Below are 25,979 nucleotides of genomic sequence, written 5' to 3'. Positions count from 1 at the left end.
TTCGCCCATGAGCCGCACCCTGCAGGCGCCTGTCACGGTCGCCTTCGACTACACCCGCTCGACCGGGCCAGTCATCGGTCGCTTCTTCTCCGGCCTTCGCGACGGCGTCGTCGTCGGCGGACGCACGTCCGCAGGCGACGTCGTGGTGCCGCCGCTGGAGTTCGACCCGGTCACCCACGAGGCGACGACCGACTTCGTCGAGGTCTCGTCGGTCGGCACGGTCACGTCGTGGACCTGGGTGCCCGAGCCGGTGAAGGCGCAGCCCTTCGACCGCCCCTTCGCCTTCGCGCTGGTCACGCTCGACGGCGCCGACGTACCGATGCTGCACGCGCTCGACGTCGCCTCCCCCGAGGACGTCAGCACCGGTATGCGGGTCCGGGTGCGCTGGGCCCCCGAGCGCATCGGTGCGATCACCGACATCGAGTGCTTCGAGCCGCTCGCCCCCGGCGAGGCCGAGGCCCAGCCGCTGGTTGAGGTGCGAGCGTCAGCGAGCCTCGAAACCAAGGAGGACGACGTCACCGGCGTGATCACCACCGTCTCCCTCGACTACAACTACGCCGCCTCCCCCGAGGAGTCGCTCTTCTACCGCGGCCTCAACGAGGGCCGGATCATGGGCCAGGTCTGCCCGACGTGCCAGAAGGTCTACGTGCCGCCGCGGAGCGCCTGCCCCGCCGACGGCACCCCGACCGCAGAAGAGGTCGAGCTCTCCCAGACCGGCACCATCACGACGTTCTGCATCGTTAACGTGCCGTTCCTCGGCCAGAAGATCACCCCGCCGTACGTCTCGGCCTACGTCCTTCTCGACGGCGCCGACATCGCGGTGCTGCACCTGATCCTCGGCGTCCCCGCCGACGAGGTGCGGATGGGCATGCGGGTCAAGGCGGTGTGGAAGCCGAAGGACGAGTGGGCCTACTCGCTGGAGAACATCGACCACTTCGCGCCGACCGGTGATCCGGACGCCGACTTCGACACCTACAAGCAGCACCTCTGAGACGGGATAACTAGACAGATGCGTGACGTCGCCGTCGTCGGGTTCGCCCAGCGACAGATGCCCCAGTTCGACGGGTCGCCGACCTGTGTCGAGCTCCTCGTGCCGGTCTTCAAGGAGCTCTACGAGCAGACCGGATGGACCCGGAAGGACGTCGGGTTCTGGTGCTCGGGCTCCTCCGACTACCTCGCCGGCCGCTCGTTCTCGTTCGTCCAGGCGGTCGACGCGATCGGCGTCATCCCGCCGGTCAACGAGTCCCACGTCGAGATGGACCTGGCCTGGGCCATGTACGAGGCGTGGATCAAGATCCAGACGGGCGAGGTCGACACCGCCCTCGTCTACGCCTTCGGCAAGAGCTCGGCCGGCGTGCTGCGCCGTACTCTCGCGCTCCAGCTCGAGCCCTACACGATGACGCCGCTGTGGCCCGACACCGTGTCGCTCGCCGGCCTGCAGGCCCGCGCCGGCATCGACGCCGGGCTGTGGGACGAGCGCGCGATGGCCGAGGTGGCCAACCGCTCGCTGACCGACGCGGAGAAGAACGAGTACGCGATCCGCAAGGGCGGCTCGTCGGTGGAGGAGCTGCTCGCGCGGCCGATGTACGCCGACCCGCTCCGCAAGCACGACTGCTCCCCCGTCACCGACGGTGTCGCGGCCATCGTGCTCGCCGCCGGCGACAAGGCCCGCGAGGTGCGCGAGCGTCCGGCCTGGCTGACCGGTATCGCCCACAACGTCGACCCGATGGGGATGGGGCGTGACCTGACCCGGTCGCCGTCCGCCCAGCGTGCAGGTGCTGCTCTCGACCTCGACGGTGTCGAGGTGGCCGAGCTGCACGCGCCGTTCAGCCACCAGGAGCTCATCCTGCGTCGCGAGCTCGGCCTCGGCGACGACGTCGCGATCAACCCGTCCGGCGGAGCGCTCGCGAGCAACCCGATGTTCTCCGGCGGCGGCATCCGCGTCGGCGAAGCGGCCAAGAAGATCTGGTCCGGTGAGGCCGACAAGGTCCTCGCCCACGCCACCAGCGGCCCCGCGCTGCAGCAGAACCTCGTCTGCACCCTGGAAGGAACTCTCTGATGGGCAAGCAGCCTGCAGCCGTGATCGGTATCGGCCAGACGCACCACCGCGCCCAGCGCAAGGACGTCTCGATGGCCGGCCTGTGCCGCGAGGCCATCGACCGCGCACTCCTCGACGCCAACCTGACGCTCGACGACATCGACGCGATCGTCGTCGGCAAGGCGCCGGACCTGTTCGAGGGCGTGATGATGCCCGAGCTGTTCCTCGCCGAGGCGCTGGGCGCGGCGGGCAAGCCGCTGCTCCGCGTGCACACGGCCGGTTCCGTCGGCGGCTCGACCGCGATCGTCGCCTCCTCACTCGTCCAGGCCGGCGTGCACAAGCGCGTGCTGACCGTGGCCTACGAGAAGCAGTCGGAGTCCAACGCGATGTGGGCGCTCTCGGTGCCGCTGCCGTTCAACATGCCGGTCCACGCCGGCGCCGGTGGCTACTTCGCGCCCCACGTGCGCTCCTACATTCGCCGCTCGCAGGCGCCGACCCACATCGGCGCGATCGTGGCGGCCAAGGACCGCAACAACGCGCTGAAGAACCCCTACGCGCACCTCCACAACGAGGGCACGACGGTTGAGTCGGTGCTGGCGTCCCAGATGCTGTGGGACCCGATCCGGTACGACGAGACCTGCCCCTCCAGCGACGGCGCCTGCGCTCTGGTGATCGTCGACGAGGACACCGCCAAGTCCTCGCCCAACCCCGCCTGGATCCACGGCACCGTGATGCGCTCCGAGGCGACCAGCGCGGCCGAGCGTGACCAGGTCAACCCGCAGGCAGGCCGTGACGCCGCTGCCGCGTTGTGGAAGCAGACCGGCATCACCAACCCGATCGAGGAGATCGACTGCGCGGAGATCTACGTGCCGTTCTCCTGGTTCGAGCCGATGTGGATCGAGAACCTGGGCTTCACGGCCGAGGGTGACGGCTGGAAGCTCACCGAGTCCGGCGAGACCGCGATCGGCGGCAAGCTCCCGATCAACATGAGCGGCGGCGTGCTCTCGTCCAACCCGATCGGCGCCTCGGGCATGCTCCGCTTCGGCGAGGCTGCCCTCCAGGTCCGCGGCGCGGCCGGCGAGCACCAGGTCGACGGCGCACGGCGGGCCCTGGGACACGCGTACGGCGGCGGGTCGCAGTTCTTCGCCATGTGGGTCGTCGGTTCCGAGAAGCCGACGAACTGATGGCCGCCTGATGAGCTTCGTCGAGGTCGAGCGTCGCGGTGACGTCGCGATCGTCACCCTGAACCGCCCCGAGCGGATGAACTCCATGGCGTTCGACGTCATGGTGCCCTTCCGCGACGAGCTGCGGCGGCTCAGCGACGACAACGAGGTCCGGGTCGTCATCCTGACCGGCGCTGGGCGGGGCTTCTGCTCCGGCGCCGACCAGAGTGGCGAGCGCGGCGGGATGCCCAACACCGACGGGCTCACCGGCGTGACGATCGCGCTGCGGGCGATGGAGCTGCTCGACGACATCATCGTCACGCTCCGCCGCCTCCACCAGCCGGTCATCGCGGCCGTCAACGGCCCCGCCATCGGTGGCGGCCTCTGCCTCGCCCTAGCCTGCGACATCCGGGTGGCCGCCGAGTCGGCGTACTTCCGTGCCGCCGGGATCAACAACGGCCTGACGGCCAGCGAGCTCGGCCTCAGCTACCTGCTCCCCCGCGCCATCGGCTCCTCGCGTGCCGCGGAGATCATGCTGACCGGCCGCGACCTCCCGGCCGCCGAGGCCGCCGCGATCGGCCTGGTCTCCCGCGTGGTCCCCGACGACCAGCTCCTGGAGAGCGCCCTCGAGACCGCGGCGGACATCACCCGCTGGAGCCGCCCCGGCGTCGAGCTCACCAAGCGCACCCTGCAAGACAGCCTCGACGCCGCCAGCCTGGAGCAGCACATGCACGCCGAAGGCGTCGGCCAGCTCCTCGTCCGCCTCCTCACCAAGAACTTCGAGGAAGCGATCGTGGCCCGCAAGGAGAAGCGCCCGCCCGAGTTCCGCGACTGACCTCGTACCGCTGGTTGAGGTGCGAGCGAAGCGAGCCTCGAAACCAACGCACGCCGGGCCGCTGGTTGAGGTGCGAGCGAAGCGAGCCTCGAAACCAAGGCACCCCCGCCGGGCACTTGGCCGGTCAACTACCTGTCAGGCCATTGGCTGGTCGAGTAGCCGCCGAGGTACGAGGCGGCGTATCGAGACCCGTACCCTTACCCACGTGATCGAGCTTCGCACCCCGACCCAGATCGAGCAGATGCGTCCAGCCGGACGCTTCGTCGCCTCGGTGATCAGCGCCCTCTCCGAGAAGGCGGCCGTAGGGGTCAACCTGCTCGAGCTCGACGAACTGGCGCACCGGATGATCAAGGACGCCGGTGCGACCTCCTGCTACATCGACTACCACCCGTCGTTCGGCGCCATGCCCTTCGGCAAGGTGCTCTGCACGTCGGTCAACGACGCCGTTCTGCACGGCCTCCCGTACGACTACATGCTCCAGGACGGCGACCTGCTCTCGGTCGACTTCGCGGCCTCGGTCGACGGCTGGGTCTCCGACTCCGCCCTCTCGGTCGTGGTCGGCAACGCTGACCCGAAGGACCTGCAGCTGATCGACACCGCCCAGCGCGCCCTCGACGCCGGCATCGCCGCCGCCCGCTCAGGCAACCGCCTCGGCGACATCTCCTTCGCCATCGGTTCGGTCGCCCACGAGGCCGGCCTCAAGGTCAACCTGCAGTTCGGTGGCCACGGCGTCGGCCGCACCATGCACGGCGACCCGCACGTGCCCAACGACGGTCAGGCCGGCCGCGGCCTCAAGTTGCGCCCCGGCCTCGTGATCGCCATCGAGCCATGGTTCCTGCACACGACTGACGAGATCCGCTTCGACCCCGACGGCTGGACGATCCGCAGCGCCGACGGCTCGCGCGGCGCACACGTCGAGCACACGGTCGCCATCACCGACGGCGACGCGATCGTGCTGACATCGCGCGACTGACGCCACCGCCGCTGCGTCAGCGGCCAACCGGGTCATCCCGGGTCTGAGGACGTGCCGTGGCGCAACGCATACGCGCGTCACTTCGCCCAGATTGACGCGCGGCCGTCACGACTCGCCGGCGGCTCGATCAACGACCGACACGGAGTTGGAGGCTCTCGAATCGGTGCAACCAGCCCCCTTAGTTGGGCTGCCCAATTCCTCTCAACTGATCGGCCGAGCCAGGCCCCTCGCGAATCAGCCAGACCGCTTCGTGCCACACGTCCTTCTCGTCTGGAAGTTTGAAGGGAAACCGCAGTCCGAAACTGCCAGCGAGCTCTGTGGTTCTTCGCAGGGTTGACCCTGCTAAGGGAAGGCGATCAATAGATCGCCGGGATCATAGGTGGCCGTGTCGAGGCCGGGGCCGCCATTGGCGTTGTCATTGCCCGCGATGTTGTCTCTCGCTTTGACCGCGTCGTCTCCGCTGCCGCCCAAGAGCGTGTCGGCGCCAGTACCTCCGGTGAGGACGTCGTTGCCGTTGGCTCCGGAAAGCACATTGCCTCTGTTGTCACCGGTGAGGACGTCGTCGGCCTTGCTCCCATTGACGTTCTCGATGGTCGCGATGTTGTCGGACTCGCCGGCTGCGCCATCGTTGGCTGTCGCCCCGGCAACGAGCGTCACTAAGACGCCGTCGGCGCGGCTGGCATAGGAGACCGTGTCGTCGCCGTCCTCACCCTGCAGCGCGTCGGCGCCGTTGCTGGCTGAGCCTTGGAGAAACTTGTCGTCGCCGCTGCCGCCTTGCTCGGTGTCGTTCCCATTGTTGCCGTTGATGGTGTCGTTGCCCGCTCCTCCGATGAGGGTGTTCGCGTTCCCGTCGCCCGCCAGCGAGTCGTCGCCCGAGCCGGTGGTGGCGTCTTCGATGCCGGAGATGTTGTCCTGCTCGCCGAGCTGACCGTCGTTGGCGGTCGCGTTGGTTGTCAGGCTTAGCTTCACGGGTGCATCTCGGAATGCGTAGGAGACCGAATCGATTCCGGCCTCGCCCTTGAGGACGTCGTCCCCGTTGGCAGCCGCACCCTCGAGAAACCTGTCGTCCCCGGTTCCGCCCTGCTCGACGTCGTTGCCTCCGGCGCCTTCGAGGTTGTCGTTGCCGCCGCCACCGATGAGCCGGTTTGACGATCCGTCGCCACTTAGCGTGTCATTGCCCGCGCCGGCGGTGACATTCTCCACCGCGGTGACTTTGTCACCTTCGCTTGCGGCTCCGTCGTTGGCAATGGCGGAACCGTCAAGGCTTATAGCGACCGAAGTGGTCCTGCCGGCGTAACTGATGGTGTCGCTGCCGCCTTGACCGTCGACGATGTCAGCGCCGTCCGGAGCGCTGCCTTGGAGGATTGTGTCGTTGCCGCCGCCGGAGCAGATGGTGTCGTTGCCGCCGCGGCCGTTGATGATGTCGGTTCCACTGTCGCCAACGATCACGTCGTCGCCGTTGGTTCCGTTGATGGTCCCCGTCCCCGTGATCGTCGCCGGGATTCCCTGGCAGGACGGGCCGGTGGAGGGCCAGACCACGGCCCGCCACAGTTCGGTGCCGTGATCGGGGTCGCCGGACGGGAAGAACAAGGTGTTCCCGACCGGAGTAAGCTCGTATCGGCCAGCCCCGAGTGAACTGCCACTGGCTGTGTCTCTGACCAACGCGGTGCCGCTGGCGGTCCCGTCGGACTGCCACAGCACTCGGCCTTCGGAGCCATTGTCTGCACTGAAGAAGACGGATCCTCCAACCGCCGTCAAGTCGTAGAGCCTCGAACCATTCGTGCCGGGTCGGATGTCGTTGACGAGGAGCGTGCCTTCGGCGGTTCCGTCCGACTTCCATAGCTCGTCGCCATGGATCGCGTCGTCGGCACGAAAGTAAAGAACGTCGCCGACCGTCGTGGAGTAGCGGATGTCGCTGGACCCACGGGCGAATTGGATGTCCTTAACGAGTTGGGTGCCCCCACGTGTCCCGTCCGACGTCCAAAGTTCAGAGCCGTGCGTTCCATCGTCAGCGCCGAAGAACACTCGATCGCCTACTGCGGCGAGATATCTGGGATAGCCCTCGTCATAACCCGCGTAAATGTCTTGCACTAAGACTGTCCCCCCGGCCGTCCCGTCCGACTTCCACAGCTCGCGTCCGTGGTCACCGTCGTCGGCAGTGAAGAACAAAGTGCCATCGACGGCCGTGAGATCGCGAACATAACTGCCGATTGCCCCTGCACGCGCATCCTTGACGAGGACCGTGCCCTCGGGGGTCCCATCAGACTTCCATAGCTCGGCGCCGTGGATTCCGTCGTCGGCCTGGAAGTATGCCGTGTCGCCCACTGCGGTGATTTCATACGGCCTGCTCGAGGCCCCCTCTGGGTAGATGTCCTTTACTAGAACGGTGCCCGCCACAGTGCCGTCGGAACTCCACAGTTCTTCACCAGATATGGCGTCGCCTCGTGCCCTGAAGAACAACCGGTCACCCACGGCCGCGAGGGGCCAAATCCGATCGACGGTGTCTAGGAGCCGTACGGTCCCTGCGGCGGTGCCGTCTGAGACCCACAGGTCGCTTCCCGAGTTGCCGTCTTCCACGGCGAAGAAGAGACGGTCGGCGACTGCTGTCAACCTCGACGGGGCGTGTACGCCTGGCGCTGCGGAGGCAATCTTCTTCACCAGCACTGTGCCAGCCGAAGTCCCATCTGATTTCCAGAGCTCAGATCCAACAATCCCGCCGCGCGCGAAGAATAGTGTTTCACCAACGCCCACCAGCTCGCGCGGATCACTGCTGTTCGGTCCCGGTCGGAGATCAACAACCATCCCGACCGGGTAATTGACCACCGCCAATGAAGTAGTAGCGCCGCCAAGGGCCAAGGCGGCCGCACTCGCGCAGGCGAACGTGCCGGCAGAGGCACGCCGACGCGCACGTCTACGCTTCCTCTTCACGGTGGAGCGGTGCGTCCTTGATAGCTCGGCGGTGGCGAGGCGGCGGCGTCGAGTCACCCCAGCAGTGTAGGTAGGCCGACAGGGATGGTCTGACGTTTCAAAGAGCCTGCCGCAGAAGGCGACTCAGTTGCTCGTGAGCCACAGGGCAAGCGGCTTCACACTTTAACCAATGGGACCGACACGGCGCTCCAAGGCCAGTGAAGGTCGCATGGGAGTGCTGCACCGACGGGCTTGGAAAGAGCCAGTGTGCTCGCGATTTCGATCAGAGGTTCGATCCGACCCGCCATCCCTTTCGTAATCCGAACCCGCTGATGACTGATGCGTCATACCGCCGCGATTACCTGTTTGCGGCTTGCAATCCACGCGGCTGCGGCGGGTTGGAGACAGGGTCCGCCATTCTTGTCCAAGTAGGCCTCCACGGTCGACCCTCGCGCCTACGCTCCCGACATGAGGTACGCCGTCGCCGTCGTTTCCGCTCTCCTTTTCGTATCCGCCTGCGGAAGTAGCGACGACAAGGACGCTGCCACGGCCGCGGAGACCGTTACAGACACAGCAACCGTCACAGCAACTGCGACTGCGACGGAGACCACGACCGTCACTGTGACGCCCGAGCCGCCAGCGCTGCCGCCCTATCCAAAGGGGTTCCCGAAGAAGGTCCGGGTCTCGGAGGTCCCATTCCCGATCAACTCCGAGTTCGAGGGCCAGACGTTCGCCGTTGCAGTAGCGCCAGGAGTGTGGACGCGTCTCGCGCCCGGAACGACCGTGCAGGAGGCTGCCGATTTTGGAACCTTCACGGGGTACTGCTCATCCATCAGCGCTTTCGAGAAGAAGTACAAGCCAGAACCACGGGGCAACAGCTGCTGGTAGTTGCATGAGGGTGGGCGCACCGCCGCACATTGGCGAGCCATCGCGGCTCAGACGTGCACGCGTGTCCCCCAAGCATCGCGCGTCACTTCGCCGCGAAGAACGTGAGCGTTCGACGCCATCCAGAAGTGGCACGCAATCAATGAGCACCGTGCGGGAGTGGTCGGGTCCTGTCGGCGCTATCAGATCTGGAGGTTGAGCAACGCGCGGGAGAACGACCATGCAAAATGGAGCCCAGTCGCTGCCAGTGGCCATCTGGGGTCGGGCATAGAACACGGGGGAACCCCATGCACGTCAGCCTCTCGGGGGCGTCCGCCTGCCCGGAGCACCGATCGACGACGTACGCCGCTCGCGCACGTCGAGCCCTCGCAGTCGCCACCGCCACCGTGGCGCTGGCCGCCCCCGCGGCCCAGGCCGAGGACGGTTTTGATGTCGACTCCACCAGCCGCTACGTCCTCGACGCCAAGAAGGAAGTCGTCCGGGCCACGGTCACGATGACCGTGACCAACGAGCGGCCGAGCTACACGACCGGCAACTACATCCACTACTTCTACCTGCCCTCGATCACCATCCCGGTCCCCGTGGAGGCGGCCCAGGTGACTGCGGTCTCCAACGGCGCCCCGCTCTCGGTGACCCGAGAGCCCACGAAGGACCCGAGCACGGAGATCGCGAACATCGCCTTCCCCTCCAACCTGCTCTACGGCCAGAGCCGCACCGTCACCGTCTCGTTCGTCCTCGAGGGCGAGGAGCCACGCTCGAAGAACCAGACGCGGGTCGGGCCTGGCTATGCGACGTTCGCTGTCTACGGACGCGGCGACGCCGGCCAGAACACCGTGCAGGTGGTGCTGCCCGCATCGATGACCTTCGACGCGACCACCGACGACTTCGACGACCGCAAGGACGGCAAGACCGTCACCTACACCGCGACGACCGACGCCGGGGACTCCGGCTTCTGGGCGGTGATCTCGGCTCGCGACCTCGACATCGCGCGCACACGAACGGTGGAGCTCGGCGACCAGGAAGTGGAGGTGCAGGCCTTCAGCGACGACAAGGAATGGTTGCGCTTCGTGGCCTCGCGGATGACGTCGGGGGTCCCGCTGCTGGCGGAGCTCGTCGGCACCCCGTGGCCGGGCGGGCTCACGACGGTCCGCGAGGACCTGTCCCCCAACCTCCGCGGCTACGACGGCTGGTTCGACAGCTCGGAGGACTCGATCACGATCGGTGAGGAGCTCGACCAGGAGCTGCTCTACCACGAGCTCCTGCACGCCTGGGCTTCGCAGACCGCGTTCGAGGAGCGTTGGCTCTACGAAGGGATCGCCGAGTACATCTCCGCTCGGGCCGTCGCGACCCAGGGCGACAAGCCGACTCAGCGGAAGCCGGTCTCGACCACGAGCAAGCACGCCCTGCCGCTCAACACGTGGGGCGAGGCGGCTGGACGTTCCCAGCCGACCGACAGCTACGGCTACCCCGCGTCGTACCGCACGATGAAAGAGCTACTCGGCGGCATGGACGACGGCATCCGCAGCATCGTGCTGGCCGCTGCCATCGCCGGCAAGAGCGCTTACGCCGTCCCCGGCGAGACTCGCCCGCTTGCCAGCCGCACCGGATGGCAGCGGTTTCTCGACCTGGTGCAGGTGATGGGCCACAACGACAAGGCGCCCCGGATCTTCAGCGAATGGGTGCTCACGCCGACGGAGCGCAAGCAGCTCGATGACCGCCGGCGTGCCCTCGCGGACTACCAGGACGTCGACGCTGCCGACGGCCCGTGGGTGCCGCCGCTGGGCGTGCGTACGGCGATGACCGACTGGGCGTTCGAACACGCCCAGCAGACCCTCACTCAGGTGGCCGACCTCGGGCCGGCCGTCATCGCGGTCCAGAAGGCTGCCCAGCGTCATGACATGGGGGTTCCGGAGCAGGTGGTCGCGCTCTACCAGGACGCCGAGAGCACGGTGGACTACGACGAGCTCTCCGACACCCTGCCGAAGGCGGCGACGGCGGTCGACGCGGTGGGCACGGCCGACGCGGCCGCAGTCGAGTCGCGCAACCCGGTGACGGCCCTCGGTGCCTTCGTGCTCGGCGTCGACGACAAGGCCGCCGAGGCCGACGACCTCCTGGCCGAAGGAGACCTCGAAGGCGCTACGACCGCGGCGCGCGAGGCGTCCGACGCCGCGGAGCGGAGCACGCTCCTGGGTGGAGGTCTCCTCGCCGTCGGGCTAGCGCTCCTGGCCGGGACGGCACTGCTCGGCCGCGCGCTGTCTCGCCGACGCGCCCGCCGGCGACAAGCGCGGGCCTACGTGGCCCCGGTCGCGCCGTCCCCGGTCGACGTACCTGGGTCAAGCGTCGTAGTCGACAGCGACTGACGGTGTGGTCGGGTGCGACTGGCAGGTGAGCACGTAGCCGTCGTCCACGACCGCCGGCGCGAGGGCGAAGTTCTGTTCCATCGCGACTGAACCCAGCACGACCTTCGCCTTGCAGGTGCCGCATGCTCCACCGAGGCAGGCGTACGGCGCGTCCAGGCCGGCCTTCAGCGAGGACTCGAGGACGGTGTCCCCCGCCGCTAGCGCGACCTCGTGCAGACGGCCACGGAGGGTGACCGCCACCGTCGCCGGAATGAAGTCGTCGGCGACCTTGGGCCTCTGATAGCCGTGGAAGAGCTCCACGTGGACGCGGTCGGGCTCGGCACCGCGTTCGAGGAGCAGGTCGCGCAGGTCGGTCACCATCTCGACCGGTCCGCACAGGAACCACTCGTCCACCGAGGCCGCGGGCAGGTCAGCCTCCAGCCATTGTTCGAGCTTCGGGCGATCGACGCGGCCACGAAGATCGGCCGGGTGCCGCGGATCGCGGGACCGCACGTGGATGATCCGCAGCCGGTCGGCATAGCGCGCCTCCAGGTCATCCAGCTCCGCGCGGAACATCGTGCTGTCCGCGTCCCGGTTGCCGTAGACCAGCGTGAAGCGGCTCTCCGTCTCGACGGCCAGGGTCGTCTGCAGGATCGAGAGCGCGGGGGTGATGCCGCTGCCGGCGACGATCGCCACGTAGTGCTTCTCGGCGAGCGGGTCGAGCTGAGTACCGAACGAACCGGTCGGCGTCATCAGCTCGAGGGTGTCGCCGGCCCGGAGCTGCTCCATCGCGAAGGTGGAGAACGCCCCGCCCGGGAGGTACTTGACGGCGATCGCGAGCTGGTCGGAGGTGGCTGAGGAGCAGATCGAGTAGTTGCGTCGTACGCCCTCCCCTCCCAGGTCGGTGCGGACGGTGACGTGCTGACCGGGCTCGAAGGAGAACTGGTCGCGCAGGTCGGCGGGGACCTCGAAGTGGATGAGCACGCTGTCATCGGTCAACCGATCGACGCTCGCGACCGGGACGGTGTGGAACTCCGCTGCACGGGCGCTGGACCGCTTCGGCATCCGCACCGGGAGGATCCGCGCCAGCTTGCCGTTCAGCCTCTTCCACTCGCGGTACTCCTCGGTGTCGAGCTGCTGGCCGAAGACGGTGCCGATCGCAGCGTCGCGCTCGAGGTAGGCCTCCTCGTTGCGTCGCCAGGCGGCGACGTAGCGGTGGAACGGGATCGAGGGGTGCAGGTGGTGGACCAGGTGGTAGTTCTGCGAGAGGAGCAGGGGCGTGAGGATCCACTCGGACCCGACGCGGTTGCGCGTGGCGCGGTAGCGGTTCTCCTGCTGGGTGTCCTCGAGGTCGTGGTGCGGCAACCAGTCGAACCACCAGGCCAGGACGAAGACGGCGACCCGCTCCGGGATCAGGTACACCAGGGCCAGGGTCCAGAAGTGCCCGGTCAGAGCGCAGGTGACGATCACGGCGACCGTCACGGTCAAGAGGAAGACGGTCTCCAGCACCTCCGCCCGGGGCCGGCGCTTCACGTTGCGCACCAGGAAGGACACGTACGGCAGGTCCATCAGCCCGAAGCGGAGCGGAAGCTGCCAGAAGGGGGCGCCACTGACGAAGTGGTCGGGGTCGTTCTCGTCGTCGTTGGTGTTGCGGTGGTGCTCGATGTGGATGAACGCGAAGGACTTGAACGAGATCAGCGGCGAGACGAAGAGCATCGCGACTCGGCCGAAGGCGACGTTCACCCAGCGCTGGGTGCTCACCGAGTAGTGCGCCGCGTCATGAACCACGGTGAACAGCACGAAGATCGCCGTCGCGCTGAGCGCGACGGTCGCCGCACCAGGCAGCCGCTCGGCCAGCGCTGCCCAGGTGGAGAACGCGAAGACCGCGATCGCGCCGGAGAAGATGCCGAGGATCGGCCACGAGATCGCCGGAATCTCTTCGCCGGGGTCAGGGAGCGCGTGGCGCGAGGCCGTGGGCTCGAGCTGCTCTGTGGTTGCTGACATGCCACTCAAGGTACGAACAGCGAGCTGTCCCTGCTAGTGGTGTGGAGCCCACGCCCATGTGCGCGCAGCACATGCGAGTCAGGTCAGCTGGATTCCGAGGTGAGGACCGCTGATCCGAGCACCTCGACCAGCCGCAACGCTGCATGGAGCTCTGCGACACGTTCGGTAGCTGGACGCCCTCGACGTTCCTCGGCCCGGCGAACGCGCTGCAGCACGGTGTTGCGGTGCACGCCCAGCTCCTCGGCTGCAGCGGCCAACCCGCCCTGTGCGTCCAGCACTGCCAGCAACGCCCGACGTTCCTCCTCCGTCTGGCGTCCCTGCGCCGCGAGGGCACCGAGCTCGGACGCGACGAAGCCGCGAGCGAGGTCCAGGTCCCCGCTCATCACGTCGACCAGCGCGATCTCGGCGTACGACGTCACCAGACCGCCCCGGCCGGAGAGCTCGACGATCCGCCGACCGCGTTGCGCCTGTGCGTGCGAGTCGCGGAATCCGCCGGCGCCCTGCGCAGGCGTGCCGAGGGAGATCCGGACCGTCTTCGGCATCTGCTCGACCAACGGCGCGAGGTCCGGCGGCTCGACGGCGGGAGCCTGTGCGGTCGAGACCCAGCCCCACAACGCCTGGGCGCCGTCCGGGACGAGCAAGGGATGAGGGGAACCCAGATGCGCACCGACCGCCGAGCCGACGCGCGCGAGGTCAGCGTCGTCGCGCTCGGTCCAGCAGACGAAGGCCGTCTGCCATCCGGTGAGCCGGTGGGACAGCGCGCGCTCGGCGCGCCCGAGGTCGATCTGGTCCCCCGCGATCAACGCGCGGACCGCATCGGTCCGAGCCGCGCGGACTCGGTTCTGAATCCGGTCGAGCTCGGCGATATATTCGGCGGCGACCTCGCTCGAGATCCGGTCGATGTAGGCGAACCCGTAGCGCTGCAGGTCGGCCACCACCGCAAGAGCGAGGGCTGGGTCGGAGATGGACGCAGAGACCCCGGTCAGGATGCGCTCGGTGAAGTAGGCGTGACCGATCCGGTAGAAGCGCAGCATCACATCGACGCTGTAGCCGCGGGCCGCCATCGCGCGCGCATGCTCGAGAGCAGTAACCGGAGCCTTCGAGGCGCTCACGTCGATGCCGTGCCGGACCATCGACAGCACGGCCTCAAGATTCGACGAGCAGGACCCGAGCGTCAGGCCCCGGAGATCGTCATCGGCACCGGCCTCGGGGATGCGTTCGAGGATGTAGTCGAACATGACGTCGGCGTGCGACGACACGTCCCCCAGCAGCTCGGCGGCCGTACGGCGGAGCTCGGTCGCCACCGCTTCGGGAAGGTCTGCCGACTCCCCCGCCCTCGCACCCATGCCCGGAGCCTATCGAGCGTCACAGTGTCGGAATGCCCGAGCCGTCCTGGGCCTCTACGTCAGTGAAGCAACTCCGGAAGCTCGACGAGCATCTGGTCATACGCTGGGTCCGTCGCCATTCCTGTGAAGGGTCGGGTGGCTTCGACGGCGAGGCGGCCGGTCGCCAGCGCCGACGCGCGGTCGCCGAGCCCGAGGTACGAGTGAGTGAGGACCGCCAACGCGTACCCACGAAGCCGCCACTCCGGCAGCGCGACCTTCAACGCGTCAAGAGCGTAGTCCCGGCCCTCGGCGTAGCGTCCATCGTGGAGGGCGACCTCAGCGAGGGCACAGAGGTGGACGCAGTAGCCGGCCCAGGTGTTTGCCTCCTGGGCAACATCGGCTGCAGCGCGAAATGCTTGCTCGCCGGCCGCGTAGTCACCAACCTCCCAGTAGTGCCTGCCGAGATTTCCTAGGGCCATCCCAAGGTTGTGGCGGCAGCCGGGGCGCTCACTGGCCTCGACCTGTTCCAACCGGCGTGCCAGACCCGTCGCGTCGTCACCGGCCAGCTCCCAGATCTTCGCCGCTGCGCTGAGAGCGGAGGTCAGCAGGCGCCCATCACCTTCGGCGCGCGCCAGGTCCGCGTATTGGTCGAAGCGGACCGGCTCGGCCGCGACCGGCACCTCCAGGACGTGCAACAGGTTCGCTGCGCACACGGGGGTCCATGCCTCGTCAGCATCGGTCACTTCGAGGGCGGCGGCACGTTTGGCCAGGGCAAGCAGTCCCGGGGTGGCCCCGCGAACTCCGGCTACCACTTCGATGAGGTTCCAGGCCTTGCCGAGGCCGGTGATCTTCGCGTCGAGACCGTGCGCCAGTGCGGCCTCGACCGCCAGCAGGGTGTCGGAGGGTACGTCGTCGTGGTAGGTCTTGATCTCGAAGCGCCTCACCCCGAGGTCGGACGCCCACGACGCCAGGGCGTCGAGCGCTTCCTCGTGCAGTTCGGGGTCTTCGGACAGCTGTCGTAGTGCCGCAGCACGGACCGTGCTGAGCAGGCGGTAGTCGTCGCCGTCGAGGTCGATCAGGCTGGCCCTGGCCAGCTGCCGGGTTGCTTCCACGTCGCAACGTGGGGCGGCGGCCAGCACCGTCCGCGCCATGTCGGGCGTGAATCGACCGGGAAACACCGCCAGGGTGAGGAGTGAGTTCCGGGTGGCTGGGGGCAGTCGGCCCAGGCTCCACTCCAGCACTGCGTCCAGACTGCGCTGCCGTTCCTGCCCGCCGCGGCGGCCCAACGAGTCCTTCCCGGACAGGACCGCCTCGAGGATCTCGGTCAGTGGCGCAGTCCGAGCCTGGCTGGCAGCGAGCTCAATCGCGAGCGGCAACCCGTCCAGCGCCGCGCAGAGCTGCGCTACCTGATGGAGGTCGGTCTCGGTGCGCGCAGCCAAGGCCGCACGGTCGAGATACAGGTCAGTGGCGGTCCCTTCGGCGGCCAACCCCGCCAGCGCCATCACCCTTTCGCCGAGCAGCCTCAGCGCCTCGCGGCTGGTGCACAGCACCGTTGCGTTCGGCAGCGCTGCACACAGTTCTTCGACCAGATCGACCACCGGGTCCAGCAGGTGCTCGCAGTTGTCAACGACCAACACGCAGCGCCCACGACGCTGCAGGTCACCGATCACCGCACCCAGATTGGCTCCGGTCAGACCGAGCGCATCACCGACGGTCGGCACGATCAGGTCCGCGTCATCGAGCGTGGCCAGCTCGACCAACCACACCCCGCCCTCAAACGCATCGGAATCCGCCAACGCGAACTCGCTCACCAGCCGCGTCTTGCCAGTGCCGCCTGGCCCGATCACCGTGACCAGGCCCGGCTCGGCAACGAGTTGGCGAACTTCCTCGAGCTCGGCCACGCGGCCCACGAAACTGGTCCGGGGCGGCTCGACATTGGTCCGCCGGGCCGGGGTCGCCCGCGGCAATGCGTCGTCGCCGAACAGACGCCAGATCCGAACCGGGTCGCTCAGATCCTTCAACCGGTAGATCCCGGTATCCACGGCATCAGTCGCAGGGAGTTCCTTGGCCGCGGTCAGTTCATGGAGCACCTCGTCGGTCACCAGCACCTGACCAGCGTTGGCGGCGCCGGCAACCCGAGCGGCCACATGAACCGCGAACGCGAGGTAGTTGTCACCCACCGGCACCGCATCACCGGTGTGCGCGCCAGACCGGATCCGCAGCCGAAGCCCGCCATCATCACCAGAGGCGCCCTCGAGTTCGGCTTGCAACCCGCTCAACGCGCGAACCGCCGAGCCAGCGTCCGGGAAGGCCAGGAACGCCCCGTCGCCCTCGGTCGCGACCACCGCGCCGCCCTGGCTCTGAGTGTGCTCGACGGCCCTGTCGTGCAGCGCCGTCACCGCAGCGACGAACGCATCACCATGGGCAGCAAATGTCTTGGTGCTCCCCACGACATCAATGAAGGCAAACGTCACCCGCCCCGACGGCAGCACACGTGGCGAGGTTGCCATGCCCGCCAGTTCACTCGACAACAGGAGCCTAGGCAAGGTCAATCCGCCGCCTGCCGCCGCGGATCAGACCGAGCCGAACGTGCGGCATACGATCCGCGCATGTGGAAGCAGGTTCCAGCCCGGCTGCAGAGCGGGATCTGGGTCTTGCTCCTGGTCGCCTGGCTTGCAGGTGCTATCGCCATCACCGTGTGGGTCGTCCAAGCAACAGGCATCGAGGTACGGCGAAAGGGTGCTGTCGGCCTTGTCGCGTTGATCTACGTCTTGCCGATCGGCGTCGCGGTCGCCGTCGACGAACTGGTCATTCGTCGCATCAAGTACGGACCTCCCGTGCCAGGTCGCCGCAAGCGGATCGATTGAACTGTTCCCTTCGCCTGCCTGCTAGTCCCTGACCCGCCTGGTCTCGTAGGCCCACATCGCGACCTCGACCCGATTGCGGGCGCCGAGCTTGTTCATCAGCGCGGCGACATGGGTCTTCACCGTGCTCAGCGTGATGTGCAGCTCGTCGGCGATCTCGGAGTTGGTGCGGCCGCGAGCGACGGTGAGCAGCACCTCCTCCTCGCGTTCGGTGAGCGGCTCGATCGGCTGGGCCGGCGGGGTGGCTCGCTCCGCGTTGGCCAGCGTGGTGAGCAGGCGGCGGGTGATGTTGGGCGAGATGAGCGCGTCGCCGTTCGCGGCGGCGTGGATCGCCTGGACCAGGAGCTCGGGCCCGGCGTCCTTGAGAAGGAAGCCTCGGGCGCCGGCCTTGAGGGCGCCGTGGACGTATTCGTCGAGGTCGAACGTCGTGATGACGACGACGGCGAGGGGGTCCTCGACGCCGGGCCCGGCCAGTTGGCGGGTGGCCTCCACCCCGTCGATGCCGGGCATCCGGATGTCGAAGAGGCAGACGTCCGGACGCAGCTCACGTGCGACGGCCACGGCCTCAAGACCGTCCGTTGCCTCGCCGACGACCTCGATCCCGGGCTGCGCGTTGAGGATCATGGTGAGGCCGGTGCGGACGAGGAGCTGATCGTCGGCGACGACGACCCGGATGGTCCCCTCGCCCGTCATCGCGGCACCTCGCGCGGCAGCGTCGCCTCGACGGTCCAGCCACCGGCCGGGTCGGGCCCGGCCTGACAGGCGCCGCCCAGCAGCTTGGCCCGCTCCGCCATCCCGAGCAGGCCATAGCCGCCGCTGGTCGAGGGGCGGGCTGCTTCACCGTCGTCGTGCACACGCAACCGTACGACGCCGACCTCGCCGGTCACCTCCACGCTGACTGTCGTGGCGTGGCGCGCGTGCCGGATCGCGTTGGTGACCGACTCCTGACAGATCCGGTAGACCGCCATGTCCACCGGCTGCGGCAGCCCAGCGAGATCGCCGGCGCAGCTCACCCGCACGAGCGGGCTCAGCCGAGTCAGCTCGTCGAGATCGCCGACACCCCGCTGCGGTCCGTATTCGGCTGGCTCAGCGTCGGTGGCGTCGCCCTCGCGGAGCACCCCGACCATCGCGCGCATCTCAAGCAACGTCCGAGACGCCTCTGCCTCGATCACGGCCAGCGCCTCGACCGCCGCCGCCGGGTCGGTGGCCGCCACGGCCCGACCGGCCTGGGCCTGGATCGCGATGGCCGACACGTGGTGCGCGACGGTGTCGTGCAGCTCGCGGGCGAGCTCACCGCGCTCGAGCATCCTGACCTGCTGCACCTCGCGCTGGCGCGCAGCCGCGCGGTAACGCATCGCCGCCCCGAGGGCGAACGATGCGACCAGCACGGTGACGCCACCGAGCACCTCCCCGAACGGGGTCTCGGTCGTCGCGAAGGACAGACCCGCCGGCACCGCGATGATCGCCGTACCGATCAGCGCCTCGCGGCCGGAAGCCCAGCGGTACAAGGCGTAGGGCAAGAGCAGGACGGCGGCCATGGAGTTGAGCCCCACGTCGGCGACGTCGTCGACGACCGTCGGGACGTAGAGCACCAGCGAACCGCCGAAGCCGACCGCGGTCGCCAGGAGCGGCTGAGTACGCCGCCAGAACAGGACCACGATCACTAGGAGCGTGACCACGGTGGCCAGGGGGCGCCACGGCACGTCGGGGCGGAAGACCGCCTCCGACACGGCCGTGATCAGCAGGCCGCCGACCAGGACCCAGTCGCGCCACACGCGCACCGGCGCGTCGGGGGCACGGGGCTCGGCGAGGACCGAGCGGAAGAAGGCGGCGAGCACCCCGTCAGCCTAGAGAGCGGCGAGCCTCGTCGTACGGGGCACAAGGACGATCCTCTCGTCGTACTTTCGGCTGAGGAGCCGGCCACTCTTTGGCCCGATGTGGATCGCCCGCGGCCAGGCCACGGTGGACGCATGTCTCAACTCCTCTACCGGCTCGGCCGGTCTGCCGCCACCCGGCCCTGGGCCGCCATCGGCGCGTGGGTCCTGCTCGCTGTCGTCGTCATCGCCTCCTCGAGCGCCTTCGGGCGCGAGCTCGACGAGAGCTTCGAGGCACCCGGCCTCGACTCCTACCGCGCTGCCGAGCTGCTCGCCGAGACGCAGGCTGCCGAGGGCGGCGTCACCGCCCACGTCGTGCTCGAAGCGCCGGACGCTGCCGCGGAGCTGCCCACAGTGGAGGCCGCACTAGAGGCGCTCCCCCACGTGCTCGGTACGACGAGCAACGTCTCGCCCGAGGGCGACATCGCACTCGTTCGGGTGCAGTACCCCGCGGTCGCGGACCTCGACAAGTCCGACCTTGCCAACCTCAAGGAAGCCGTCGCCGACCTGCGGGACGAGTCGTCGATGACGATCGAGACCGGCGGCGACCTGTTCTTCGCGTTCGAGGAGGCACCCACCGGGCTCGGCGGGGTCGCGGGGCTCGTTGTCGCGATGGTCATCTTGCTGATCGCGTTCGGCTCCCTCATCGCGATGGGGCTGCCGATCGGGATGGCGCTCTTCGGCCTGATCGTCGGCATCACCTCGATGAAGCTCGTGACCTACGTGATCGACATCCCGGCGTGGGCGCCGGAGCTTGCGGCCATGGTCGGCCTCGGCGTCGGCATCGACTACGCGCTCTTCCTGGTCACCCGGCATCGTGAGAACCTGGCCCTCGGGATGCCGGTCGCGCAGGCCGTCGGTCGGGCGATGGCGACGGCCGGTCAGGCCGTCCTGTTCGCCGGCGGCACGGTCGTCGTGGCGATCCTGGGGCTGCTCTTCGCGGGCATCCCCTTCGTGACCGGCGGCGGGATCGCCATCTCCGCGATGGTGCTCGTCATGGTGCTCGCATCGGTCACGTTGCTGCCGGCGCTGCTCGGGCTCGCCGGGCACCGGATCAACGGACGCCGGCGCTCCCCGCACCGGCCCAGCACCGGCTGGCATCGGTGGGGCGCGCACGTGACGCGGCACGCGACGTCGTACGCCGTCGGTGGCGGGGTCCTCATGCTGGCGCTGGCCGCTCCGGTCCTCGCGCTCGACCTGGGCTTCCCTGACGACGGGACCAAGCCCGAGTCGAGGACCGAACGACGGGCGTACGACCTCATCGCCGAGGGCTTCGGCCCCGGGGCCAACGGGCCGCTGGTGATTGCGGTCGACATCTCGCGGGAGCAGTCCGTCGTGGGACCGCTGGCCGCGGCAGTGGCCGCCGACCCGGGCATCACGTCGGTCGGCGAACCGATCGTCGACCTCGCCGCAGGCGTGGCGACCCTGGTGGCGCAGCCGACCACGTCGCCGCAAGACGTTGCCACCCAGGAGACCGTCGCTCGGCTACGGAACGACGTCTTCCCGGCGGCGCTCGACGGCACCTCGGCGACCGCTCATGTCGGCGGGCAGACCGCGACCTTCGCCGACCTCGGGGACCGGGTGCAGGAGCGGATGCCGCGCTTCGTGGCGGCCGTGCTGCTGCTGTCGTTCCTGCTGCTGACGTTGCTGTTCCGGTCGGTACTGGTGCCGCTGAAGGCGGTCCTGATGAACCTGCTGAGCGTCGGCGCGGCGTACGGCGTCCTCGTCATGGTCTTCCAGTGGGGCTGGGCAGCCAGCCTGATCGGCGTGGAATCGACCGTGCCCATCGTGTCGTTCATCCCGCTGTTCATGTTCGCGATCCTGTTCGGGCTCTCCATGGACTACGAGGTGTTCCTGCTGTCGCGGGTGCGCGAGGAGCACCGCCGCCACGGCGACAACACCCGTGCGGTCATCGAGGGGATCGCCGGCACCGGACGCACCATCACCGCGGCCGCGCTGATCATGGTGGCGGTCTTCTCGGGCTTCGTCCTGGGCAGTGACCCGGTCGTGAAGATGATGGGGGTCGGACTGGCCACGGCGATCTTCCTCGACGCCACCGTCATCCGCATGGTGCTGGTCCCGGCGACCATGAAGCTGCTCGGCGACGCGAACTGGTGGCTGCCGGCGTGGCTGGACCGCCTACTGCCGGAGCTGGATCCTGCCGTGGCAGAGCAGCCGGCGGCGGCCGACACCGCGGCTCAGGGAGGCGTCAGTTCGCGAGGCCGTGGATGAAGCCGAAGATCCCGAAGGCGACGCCGATCCCGATGATCAGCCACAGCGAGACCCACGCGTAGGTGTGCATCGTGTGCTGGTAGCTGTTCTCCGAGAAGCCGGGGAACTGCTCGGTGTCGATGTTGCTGTGATCCATGCCTCAACGGTAGCGGACCTGGAGCTCCTTGATGCCGTTGATCCAGCCGTGGCGCAGGCGTCGTGGTTCGGCGGCCTTGGTGATGTCGGGAGCCAGGTCGGCGAGCGCGTTGAAGATCATGTTGATCTCCTGGCGGGCCAGGTTGGCGCCCAGGCAGTAGTGGGCGCCGTGCCCACCGAAGCCGACGTGGGGGTTGGGGTCGCGGGTGATGTCGAAGCGGAACGGGTCGTTGAAGACGTCCTCGTCGAAGTTGGCCGAGGCGTAGAACAGCCCGACCCGTTGTCCCTGCTTGACCTCGACTCCCCCGACCTCGACGTCGGTGAGGGCGGTGCGCTGGAAGACCGTCACCGGCGTGGCCCAGCGGACCACCTCGTCGACCATCGTCTCGGGGCGCTCGCGCTTCCACAGCTCCCACTGGTCGGGGTTGTCGAAGAACGCGTTCATGCCGTGGGTGATGGCGTTACGCGTGGTCTCGTTGCCGGCCACCGTCAAGATGATGACGAAGTAGCCGAACTCGTCGTCCGTCAGTCCCCTGCCCCCGCCCGACGCGTCGTTCAGGTCGGCCTGGAGCAGCTTGGTGACGATGTCGTCGCGAGGCGCAGCCTTGCGATCGGCAGCCATCGCCATCGCATACATCAAGACCTCGGCCGCGGCCTCCTGACCGTCGACCTCCTGATAGTCAGGGTCGTCGCCCGCGAGCATCTGGTTCGACCAGTGGAAGAGCTTCTTCCGGTCGTTCTGCGGGACTCCGATGAGGTCGGCGATCGCCTGCAGCGGCAGCTCGGCCGCGACCTCCTCGACGAACTCACCGGACCCACGCGCGACCGCGTCGCTCACGATCTTCCGCGACCGCTCGCGCATGATCTGCTCGAGCTGCGTGATCGAGCGCGGCGTGAAGGCCCGCGACACGATGTGCCGCATCGTCGAGTGCTCGGGTGCGTCCTGGTTGAGGATCATCACCCGCTGCATCTCGACCGACGCGCGGTCCATCCCCTCCGGGAACCGGATGATGGCGCCGTTCTCCGCCGACGAGAAACGCCTGCTGTCCTTGGAGACCGCAGCGACGTCGGCGTGACGGGTCAGCGCCCAGTAGCCGGTGCCGGACTCAGGGGCGAAGCCGTCGTACGACCCGGGTTGCTGCTGCACCCAGGTGGCCGCACCGCGGCCCCTGAGCTCGCGGAACTGGTCGTGCGGTACCGCCGACCAGTTGATGTCCGGGTCGGTGAAGTCGAACTGCCAGGTTGTCGACTGGTCAGCGGTCACGCTCGTCCTCCAAGGACTACTTGTAGTTGACCTGCATCTCCTTGATGCCGTTGAGCCAGCCCGAGCGCAGGCGCTTCGGCTCCCCGGCAAGGCTGATGTTCGGCGTGATGTCGGCCAGCGCGTTGAAGATCAGGTTGATCTGCAGGCGGGCGAGGTTGGCGCCGAGGCAATAGTGCGCACCGTGGCCGCCGAACCCGACGTGCGGGTTGGGGTCACGCAGGATGTTGAACGTGAACGGGTCGTCGAACACGGTCTCGTCGAAGTTGGCCGACGCGTAGAAAATGCCCACGCGGTCGCCCTTCGCGATCGGCTGGCCGCCGAGGACGTTGTCCTTGAGGGCGGTGCGCTGGAAGACGGTGACGGGGGTCGCCCAGCGGACGATCTCGTCGACGGCGGTCTCCGGGCGGTCCGACTTCCAGAGGTTCCACTGGTCGGGGTTCTGGAAGTAGGCGTGCATGCCGTGGCTGGTGGCGTTGCGGGTCGTCTCGTTGCCGGCGACCGCCAGCAGGATGACGAAGAAGCCGAACTCGTCGTTCGTCAGCGCGCCGTGGCCGTCGTCACCCGCGTGCACCAGCTTGGAGACGATGTCGTCGCGCGGGTTCTCGCGCCGGTCGGTGGCGAGGGCGTCGAAGTAGCCGAGGATCTCCATCGAGGCGACGGCCGGGTCGACGTCGAAGTCGGGGTCGTCGTAGGCCATCATCTGGTTGGACCACTCGAAGATCTTCTTGCGGTCCTCCTGCGGCACACCGAGGAGCTCGGCGATCGCCTGGAGCGGCAGCTCGGCGGCGAGGTCCTCGACGAAGTCGCCGGAGCCCTTGGCCGCGTTTTCCTCGACGATCTCGTAGGCACGCGCCTTGAGCCCGTCCTTGAGAGAGGCGATGACGCGCGGGGTGAAGCCACGGGACACGACGCCGCGCATCTTGGTGTGCGTCGGCGGGTCGTTGTGGATCAGCATCGCGCGCTGGATCTCGACCTGGTCGCGGGTCATGTCCGGGGCGAACCGGATGATGACGCCGTTCTCGTTGGTCGACCAGTTCTCGTTGTTCTTGGAGACCTCGCGCACCTCGGCGTGGCGGGTCGCCGCCCAGTAGCCGGTGTCGAGGAAGCCGGCACGGGCCTCCGGCGGCTGCTCGACCCAGTGGACGGGCGAGGTAGCGCGCATCGCCTTCCACTCGTCATGGGGCAGCCCGACGGCGTTGATGTCAGGGTTCGTCGGGTCAAAGCCGGCGGGGATGTCGACAGCGGTCACGTCGGTGGAACCTTTCAGTCGCTCGGACGGCATGGGACCGCCCAGCTGGAACACGTTCTAATCAGACACTACAGACCATCGGCGAAATACGAAAGGGTTTCGTATCGGCGATTCTGCGGCCCTCGCCACACAATGAGAACGTGTTCTAGTTTCCGCTATGATGGCGGCATGGGCAACCCCGTGATCATCGACGCCGTCCGCACTCCTCTGGGCAAGCGCAAGGGCTGGCTGGCCGGCCTGCACCCCGCGCAGATGCTCGGTTTCATGCAGGAGGAGGTGCTCCGCCGCGGCAACGTCGATCCCGAGCTGATCGAGCAGGTCGTCGGTGGCTGTGTCACCCAGGCCGGCGAGCAGTCCAACGACATGGTGCGCCGCGCCTGGCTCTACCAGGGGCTGGCCCAGCACACCGGCGGCACCATCATCGACGCGCAGTGCGGGTCGGGCCAGCAGGCCGCCCACCTCGTCAACGACATGGTCGCTGCCGGCAGCATCGACGCCGGCATCGCGTGTGGCGTCGAGGCGATGTCACGCATCCCGCTCGGCGGCAACGTGCCCCCGGGCCTCGGCGACCCGCGCCCCGACGACTGGGCGATCGACATGCCCAACCAGTTCGAGGGTGCCGACCGGATCGCCAAGGACCACGGCATCACCCGCGCCGACCTCGAGGCCTTCGGCCTCGCGTCCCAGCAGAAGGCGCGCGTCGCCGTCGACGAGGGCCGCTTCAAGCGCGAGATCGCGCCGATCGTGGCGCCGATCCTCGACGAGGAGGGCAAGCCGACCGGCGAGACCCGCGTCGTCGACACCGACCAGGGCCTGCGCGAGACGACCCTCGAGGGCCTCGCGAACCTCAAGACCGTGATGCCCGACGGGTTCCACACCGCCGGCACCTCCTCGCAGATCACCGACGGCTCCGCTGCGCTGCTGATCATGGACGAGGACCGCGCCCGCGAGCTCGGCCTCAAGCCGCGCGCCCGGATCAAGTTCCACTGCCTCGTCGGCTCCAACCCCTACTACCACCTCGACGGACCGATCGACGCGACCCACCGGGTGCTCCAGAAGACCGGCATGGCGATCAGCGACTTCGACCTCTTCGAGGTCAACGAGGCCTTCGCCTCCGTCGTCCTCTCCTGGGCCGGCGTCCACAAGGTCGACATGGACAAGGTCAACGTCAACGGCGGCGCGATCGCCCTGGGCCACCCCGTCGGCGCGACCGGCGTCCGCCTCATCACCACGGCCCTGCACGAGCTTGAGCGGCGCGACCAGTCGACCGCCCTCATCTCGATGTGCGCGGGTGGCGCGATGGCGACCGGGACGGTCATCGAGCGGATCTGACCTCCCGCAGGTCGGATCCCACCCAGGTCAACACCGCGTCGAACATCTGTTCTATTGTCATCCCCATGGCGGGGGTGCGTCACGTGTGGGTGCGGCCGGCGTTCGCGCCGACCGAGATGCCTGGCTTGGTGCTGGGCTGGCGACAGACGCCCGACTGGGAGGCGCAGGTCATCTACGTCGACCCCCGCGGTCGGGTGGCCGTCGAGTGGATGGCTGCCGACAAGCTCCGGCCGATCCCGGCACAGCAGCGCACCGGATCGGCCTACGGCTGAGCCCGATCCGTCATGCGGCGGCGCGGCGCTCGGCCCGATGCGTGGCGCGCATCCGGCGCAGCCGACGCACCAGCACCGGGTCGTGCTCGTGCGCTTCGGCCCGGTCGATGAGCGCACCCACGATCCGCCGGTGCTCGGGACCCGCCAGACCGAAGTGGGCGCGCGCCGCGTCGGCACGGGTCGCGCCGTAGCGCCACCAGTGCCGCTCGAAGACGAGCAGAGCTCGCTCGCGGTCGGTCAGGGGCATCCCCCCACGATCCCGGCCGCCGCGAGACGGACCCAAATCCG

21 protein-coding genes are annotated in these 25,979 nt (G+C 68.4%); 11 read left to right on the top strand and 10 right to left on the bottom strand.

Going from position 1 to position 25,979, the window contains the following annotated elements; all coding sequences use genetic code 11:
* Positions 1 to 7 precede the first annotated feature (7 nt).
* The 5 genes from F0U44_RS18080 to map all read left to right on the top strand — a co-directional run bounded on the left by F0U44_RS18080 (position 8) and on the right by map (position 5,009).
* A complete protein-coding gene (locus tag F0U44_RS18080) occupies positions 8 to 991 on the top strand; it encodes a Zn-ribbon domain-containing OB-fold protein (protein WP_149729751.1) in 984 nt (327 codons plus the stop codon).
* An 18-nt stretch (positions 992 to 1,009) separates the two neighbouring features.
* The gene (locus F0U44_RS18075; protein ID WP_149729750.1) at positions 1,010 to 2,059 is read left to right on the top strand and encodes a thiolase family protein; all 1,050 of its coding nucleotides are present in this window, start codon (positions 1,010 to 1,012) and stop codon (positions 2,057 to 2,059) included.
* Complete coding sequence (locus F0U44_RS18070) at positions 2,059 to 3,222, top strand: thiolase family protein (protein WP_149729749.1); 1,164 nt, start codon at positions 2,059 to 2,061, stop codon at positions 3,220 to 3,222. The genes F0U44_RS18075 and F0U44_RS18070 overlap by 1 nt, the downstream gene beginning before the upstream one ends.
* 10 nt (positions 3,223 to 3,232) lie before the next feature.
* On the top strand, positions 3,233 to 4,036 hold the full coding sequence (locus F0U44_RS18065) for an enoyl-CoA hydratase (RefSeq protein WP_149729748.1): 804 nt from the start codon (positions 3,233 to 3,235) through the stop codon (positions 4,034 to 4,036).
* A gap of 205 nt (positions 4,037 to 4,241) precedes the next feature.
* Positions 4,242 to 5,009 (top strand): type I methionyl aminopeptidase, encoded by a 768-nt coding sequence (map, locus tag F0U44_RS18060; RefSeq protein ID WP_149729747.1) that lies wholly within the window; start codon positions 4,242 to 4,244, stop codon positions 5,007 to 5,009.
* A 342-nt stretch (positions 5,010 to 5,351) separates the two neighbouring features.
* Here map and F0U44_RS18055 read toward each other — a convergent pair whose 3' ends face one another.
* Complete coding sequence (locus F0U44_RS18055) at positions 5,352 to 7,994, bottom strand: ELWxxDGT repeat protein (RefSeq protein WP_149729746.1); 2,643 nt, start codon at positions 7,992 to 7,994, stop codon at positions 5,352 to 5,354.
* 390 nt (positions 7,995 to 8,384) lie between these two features.
* Here F0U44_RS18055 and F0U44_RS18050 point away from each other — a divergent pair, with 390 nt between their 5' ends.
* Positions 8,385 to 8,804, top strand: coding sequence for a hypothetical protein (locus tag F0U44_RS18050; RefSeq protein ID WP_149729745.1), 420 nt, complete (start codon positions 8,385 to 8,387; stop codon positions 8,802 to 8,804).
* Positions 8,805 to 9,088: 284 nt separating this feature from the next.
* On the top strand, positions 9,089 to 11,161 hold the full coding sequence (locus F0U44_RS18045; RefSeq protein WP_149729744.1) for a hypothetical protein: 2,073 nt from the start codon (positions 9,089 to 9,091) through the stop codon (positions 11,159 to 11,161).
* On the opposite strand, the gene F0U44_RS18040 is transcribed toward F0U44_RS18045, so the two are convergent.
* From F0U44_RS18040 to F0U44_RS18030, 3 genes are all read right to left on the bottom strand, one after another.
* Positions 11,135 to 13,144 carry a fatty acid desaturase gene (locus F0U44_RS18040; protein WP_149729743.1) on the bottom strand — a complete coding sequence of 670 codons (2,010 nt, stop codon included), beginning with the start codon at positions 13,142 to 13,144 and terminating at the stop codon, positions 11,135 to 11,137. The genes F0U44_RS18045 and F0U44_RS18040 overlap by 27 nt on opposite strands.
* Positions 13,145 to 13,227: 83 nt before the next feature.
* Positions 13,228 to 14,490 (bottom strand): PucR family transcriptional regulator, encoded by a 1,263-nt coding sequence (locus F0U44_RS18035; protein WP_149729742.1) that lies wholly within the window; start codon positions 14,488 to 14,490, stop codon positions 13,228 to 13,230.
* Positions 14,491 to 14,549: 59 nt separating this feature from the next.
* A complete protein-coding gene (locus F0U44_RS18030) occupies positions 14,550 to 17,000 on the bottom strand; it encodes an ATP-binding protein (RefSeq protein WP_223163739.1) in 2,451 nt (816 codons plus the stop codon).
* A 78-nt stretch (positions 17,001 to 17,078) separates the two neighbouring features.
* On the opposite strand from F0U44_RS18030, the gene F0U44_RS18025 reads away from it, so the two are divergent.
* Positions 17,079 to 17,336, top strand: coding sequence for a hypothetical protein (locus F0U44_RS18025; protein WP_149729740.1), 258 nt, complete (start codon positions 17,079 to 17,081; stop codon positions 17,334 to 17,336).
* 21 nt (positions 17,337 to 17,357) lie between these two features.
* On the opposite strand, the gene F0U44_RS18020 is transcribed toward F0U44_RS18025, so the two are convergent.
* Positions 17,358 to 18,026 carry a response regulator gene (locus F0U44_RS18020; RefSeq protein ID WP_149729739.1) on the bottom strand — a complete coding sequence of 223 codons (669 nt, stop codon included), beginning with the start codon at positions 18,024 to 18,026 and terminating at the stop codon, positions 17,358 to 17,360.
* Entirely contained in the window at positions 18,023 to 19,171 is a 1,149-nt protein-coding gene (locus tag F0U44_RS18015) for a sensor histidine kinase (protein WP_149729738.1), read from the bottom strand. The genes F0U44_RS18020 and F0U44_RS18015 overlap by 4 nt, the downstream gene beginning before the upstream one ends.
* Positions 19,172 to 19,303: 132 nt before the next feature.
* Here F0U44_RS18015 and F0U44_RS18010 point away from each other — a divergent pair, with 132 nt between their 5' ends.
* The gene (locus F0U44_RS18010) at positions 19,304 to 21,439 is read left to right on the top strand and encodes an MMPL family transporter (RefSeq protein WP_149729737.1); all 2,136 of its coding nucleotides are present in this window, start codon (positions 19,304 to 19,306) and stop codon (positions 21,437 to 21,439) included.
* Here the strand turns inward: F0U44_RS18010 and F0U44_RS23095 are convergent.
* From F0U44_RS23095 to F0U44_RS18000, 3 genes are read right to left on the bottom strand one after another with little or no spacing between them, the layout of a single operon-like run.
* Positions 21,417 to 21,575 carry a hypothetical protein gene (locus F0U44_RS23095; protein WP_188113546.1) on the bottom strand — a complete coding sequence of 53 codons (159 nt, stop codon included), beginning with the start codon at positions 21,573 to 21,575 and terminating at the stop codon, positions 21,417 to 21,419. The two genes, F0U44_RS18010 and F0U44_RS23095, sit on opposite strands and share 23 nt — an antisense overlap.
* 3 nt (positions 21,576 to 21,578) lie before the next feature.
* On the bottom strand, positions 21,579 to 22,838 hold the full coding sequence (locus F0U44_RS18005) for a cytochrome P450 (RefSeq protein ID WP_149729736.1): 1,260 nt from the start codon (positions 22,836 to 22,838) through the stop codon (positions 21,579 to 21,581).
* A 16-nt stretch (positions 22,839 to 22,854) separates the two neighbouring features.
* The gene (locus F0U44_RS18000; RefSeq protein ID WP_188113545.1) at positions 22,855 to 24,087 is read right to left on the bottom strand and encodes a cytochrome P450; all 1,233 of its coding nucleotides are present in this window, start codon (positions 24,085 to 24,087) and stop codon (positions 22,855 to 22,857) included.
* Positions 24,088 to 24,255: 168 nt separating this feature from the next.
* On the opposite strand from F0U44_RS18000, the gene F0U44_RS17995 reads away from it, so the two are divergent.
* Both F0U44_RS17995 and F0U44_RS17990 read left to right on the top strand, forming a co-directional pair.
* Positions 24,256 to 25,419 carry a steroid 3-ketoacyl-CoA thiolase gene (locus F0U44_RS17995; RefSeq protein WP_149729734.1) on the top strand — a complete coding sequence of 388 codons (1,164 nt, stop codon included), beginning with the start codon at positions 24,256 to 24,258 and terminating at the stop codon, positions 25,417 to 25,419.
* 65 nt (positions 25,420 to 25,484) lie between these two features.
* Complete coding sequence (locus F0U44_RS17990; protein WP_149729733.1) at positions 25,485 to 25,691, top strand: hypothetical protein; 207 nt, start codon at positions 25,485 to 25,487, stop codon at positions 25,689 to 25,691.
* Between the two features lie 10 nt (positions 25,692 to 25,701).
* Here F0U44_RS17990 and F0U44_RS17985 read toward each other — a convergent pair whose 3' ends face one another.
* Positions 25,702 to 25,938 carry a DUF3263 domain-containing protein gene (locus F0U44_RS17985; RefSeq protein WP_149729732.1) on the bottom strand — a complete coding sequence of 79 codons (237 nt, stop codon included), beginning with the start codon at positions 25,936 to 25,938 and terminating at the stop codon, positions 25,702 to 25,704.
* Positions 25,939 to 25,979: the final 41 nt, after the last annotated feature.

Origin of the sequence: Nocardioides humilatus, assembly GCF_008373755.1 — a bacterium.
GTDB classification, from domain to species: Bacteria; Actinomycetota; Actinomycetes; order Propionibacteriales; family Nocardioidaceae; genus Nocardioides; species Nocardioides humilatus.
Note: the sequence above shows the minus strand (reverse complement) of the source record. Positions and strands in the feature narration are given on the sequence as shown.

Excerpts from the sequence above, each read along its gene's own strand:
- F0U44_RS18010 (WP_149729737.1), top strand. The coding sequence starts at position 19,304 with ATGTCTCAACTCCTCTACCGGCTCGGCCGGTCTGCCGCCACCCGGCCC.
- F0U44_RS17985 (WP_149729732.1), bottom strand. The coding sequence starts at position 25,938 with ATGCCCCTGACCGACCGCGAGCGAGCTCTGCTCGTCTTCGAGCGGCAC.
- F0U44_RS18080 (WP_149729751.1), top strand. The coding sequence starts at position 8 with ATGAGCCGCACCCTGCAGGCGCCTGTCACGGTCGCCTTCGACTACACC.
- F0U44_RS18020 (WP_149729739.1), bottom strand. The coding sequence starts at position 18,026 with ATGACGGGCGAGGGGACCATCCGGGTCGTCGTCGCCGACGATCAGCTC.
- F0U44_RS18050 (WP_149729745.1), top strand. The coding sequence starts at position 8,385 with ATGAGGTACGCCGTCGCCGTCGTTTCCGCTCTCCTTTTCGTATCCGCC.
- F0U44_RS23095 (WP_188113546.1), bottom strand. The coding sequence starts at position 21,575 with ATGGATCACAGCAACATCGACACCGAGCAGTTCCCCGGCTTCTCGGAG.
- F0U44_RS18070 (WP_149729749.1), top strand. The coding sequence starts at position 2,059 with ATGGGCAAGCAGCCTGCAGCCGTGATCGGTATCGGCCAGACGCACCAC.
- F0U44_RS18045 (WP_149729744.1), top strand. The coding sequence starts at position 9,089 with ATGCACGTCAGCCTCTCGGGGGCGTCCGCCTGCCCGGAGCACCGATCG.
- F0U44_RS17990 (WP_149729733.1), top strand. The coding sequence starts at position 25,485 with ATGGCGGGGGTGCGTCACGTGTGGGTGCGGCCGGCGTTCGCGCCGACC.
- F0U44_RS18065 (WP_149729748.1), top strand. The coding sequence starts at position 3,233 with ATGAGCTTCGTCGAGGTCGAGCGTCGCGGTGACGTCGCGATCGTCACC.
- F0U44_RS18035 (WP_149729742.1), bottom strand. The coding sequence starts at position 14,490 with ATGGGTGCGAGGGCGGGGGAGTCGGCAGACCTTCCCGAAGCGGTGGCG.
- F0U44_RS17995 (WP_149729734.1), top strand. The coding sequence starts at position 24,256 with ATGGGCAACCCCGTGATCATCGACGCCGTCCGCACTCCTCTGGGCAAG.
- F0U44_RS18025 (WP_149729740.1), top strand. The coding sequence starts at position 17,079 with ATGTGGAAGCAGGTTCCAGCCCGGCTGCAGAGCGGGATCTGGGTCTTG.
- F0U44_RS18040 (WP_149729743.1), bottom strand. The coding sequence starts at position 13,144 with ATGTCAGCAACCACAGAGCAGCTCGAGCCCACGGCCTCGCGCCACGCG.
- F0U44_RS18075 (WP_149729750.1), top strand. The coding sequence starts at position 1,010 with ATGCGTGACGTCGCCGTCGTCGGGTTCGCCCAGCGACAGATGCCCCAG.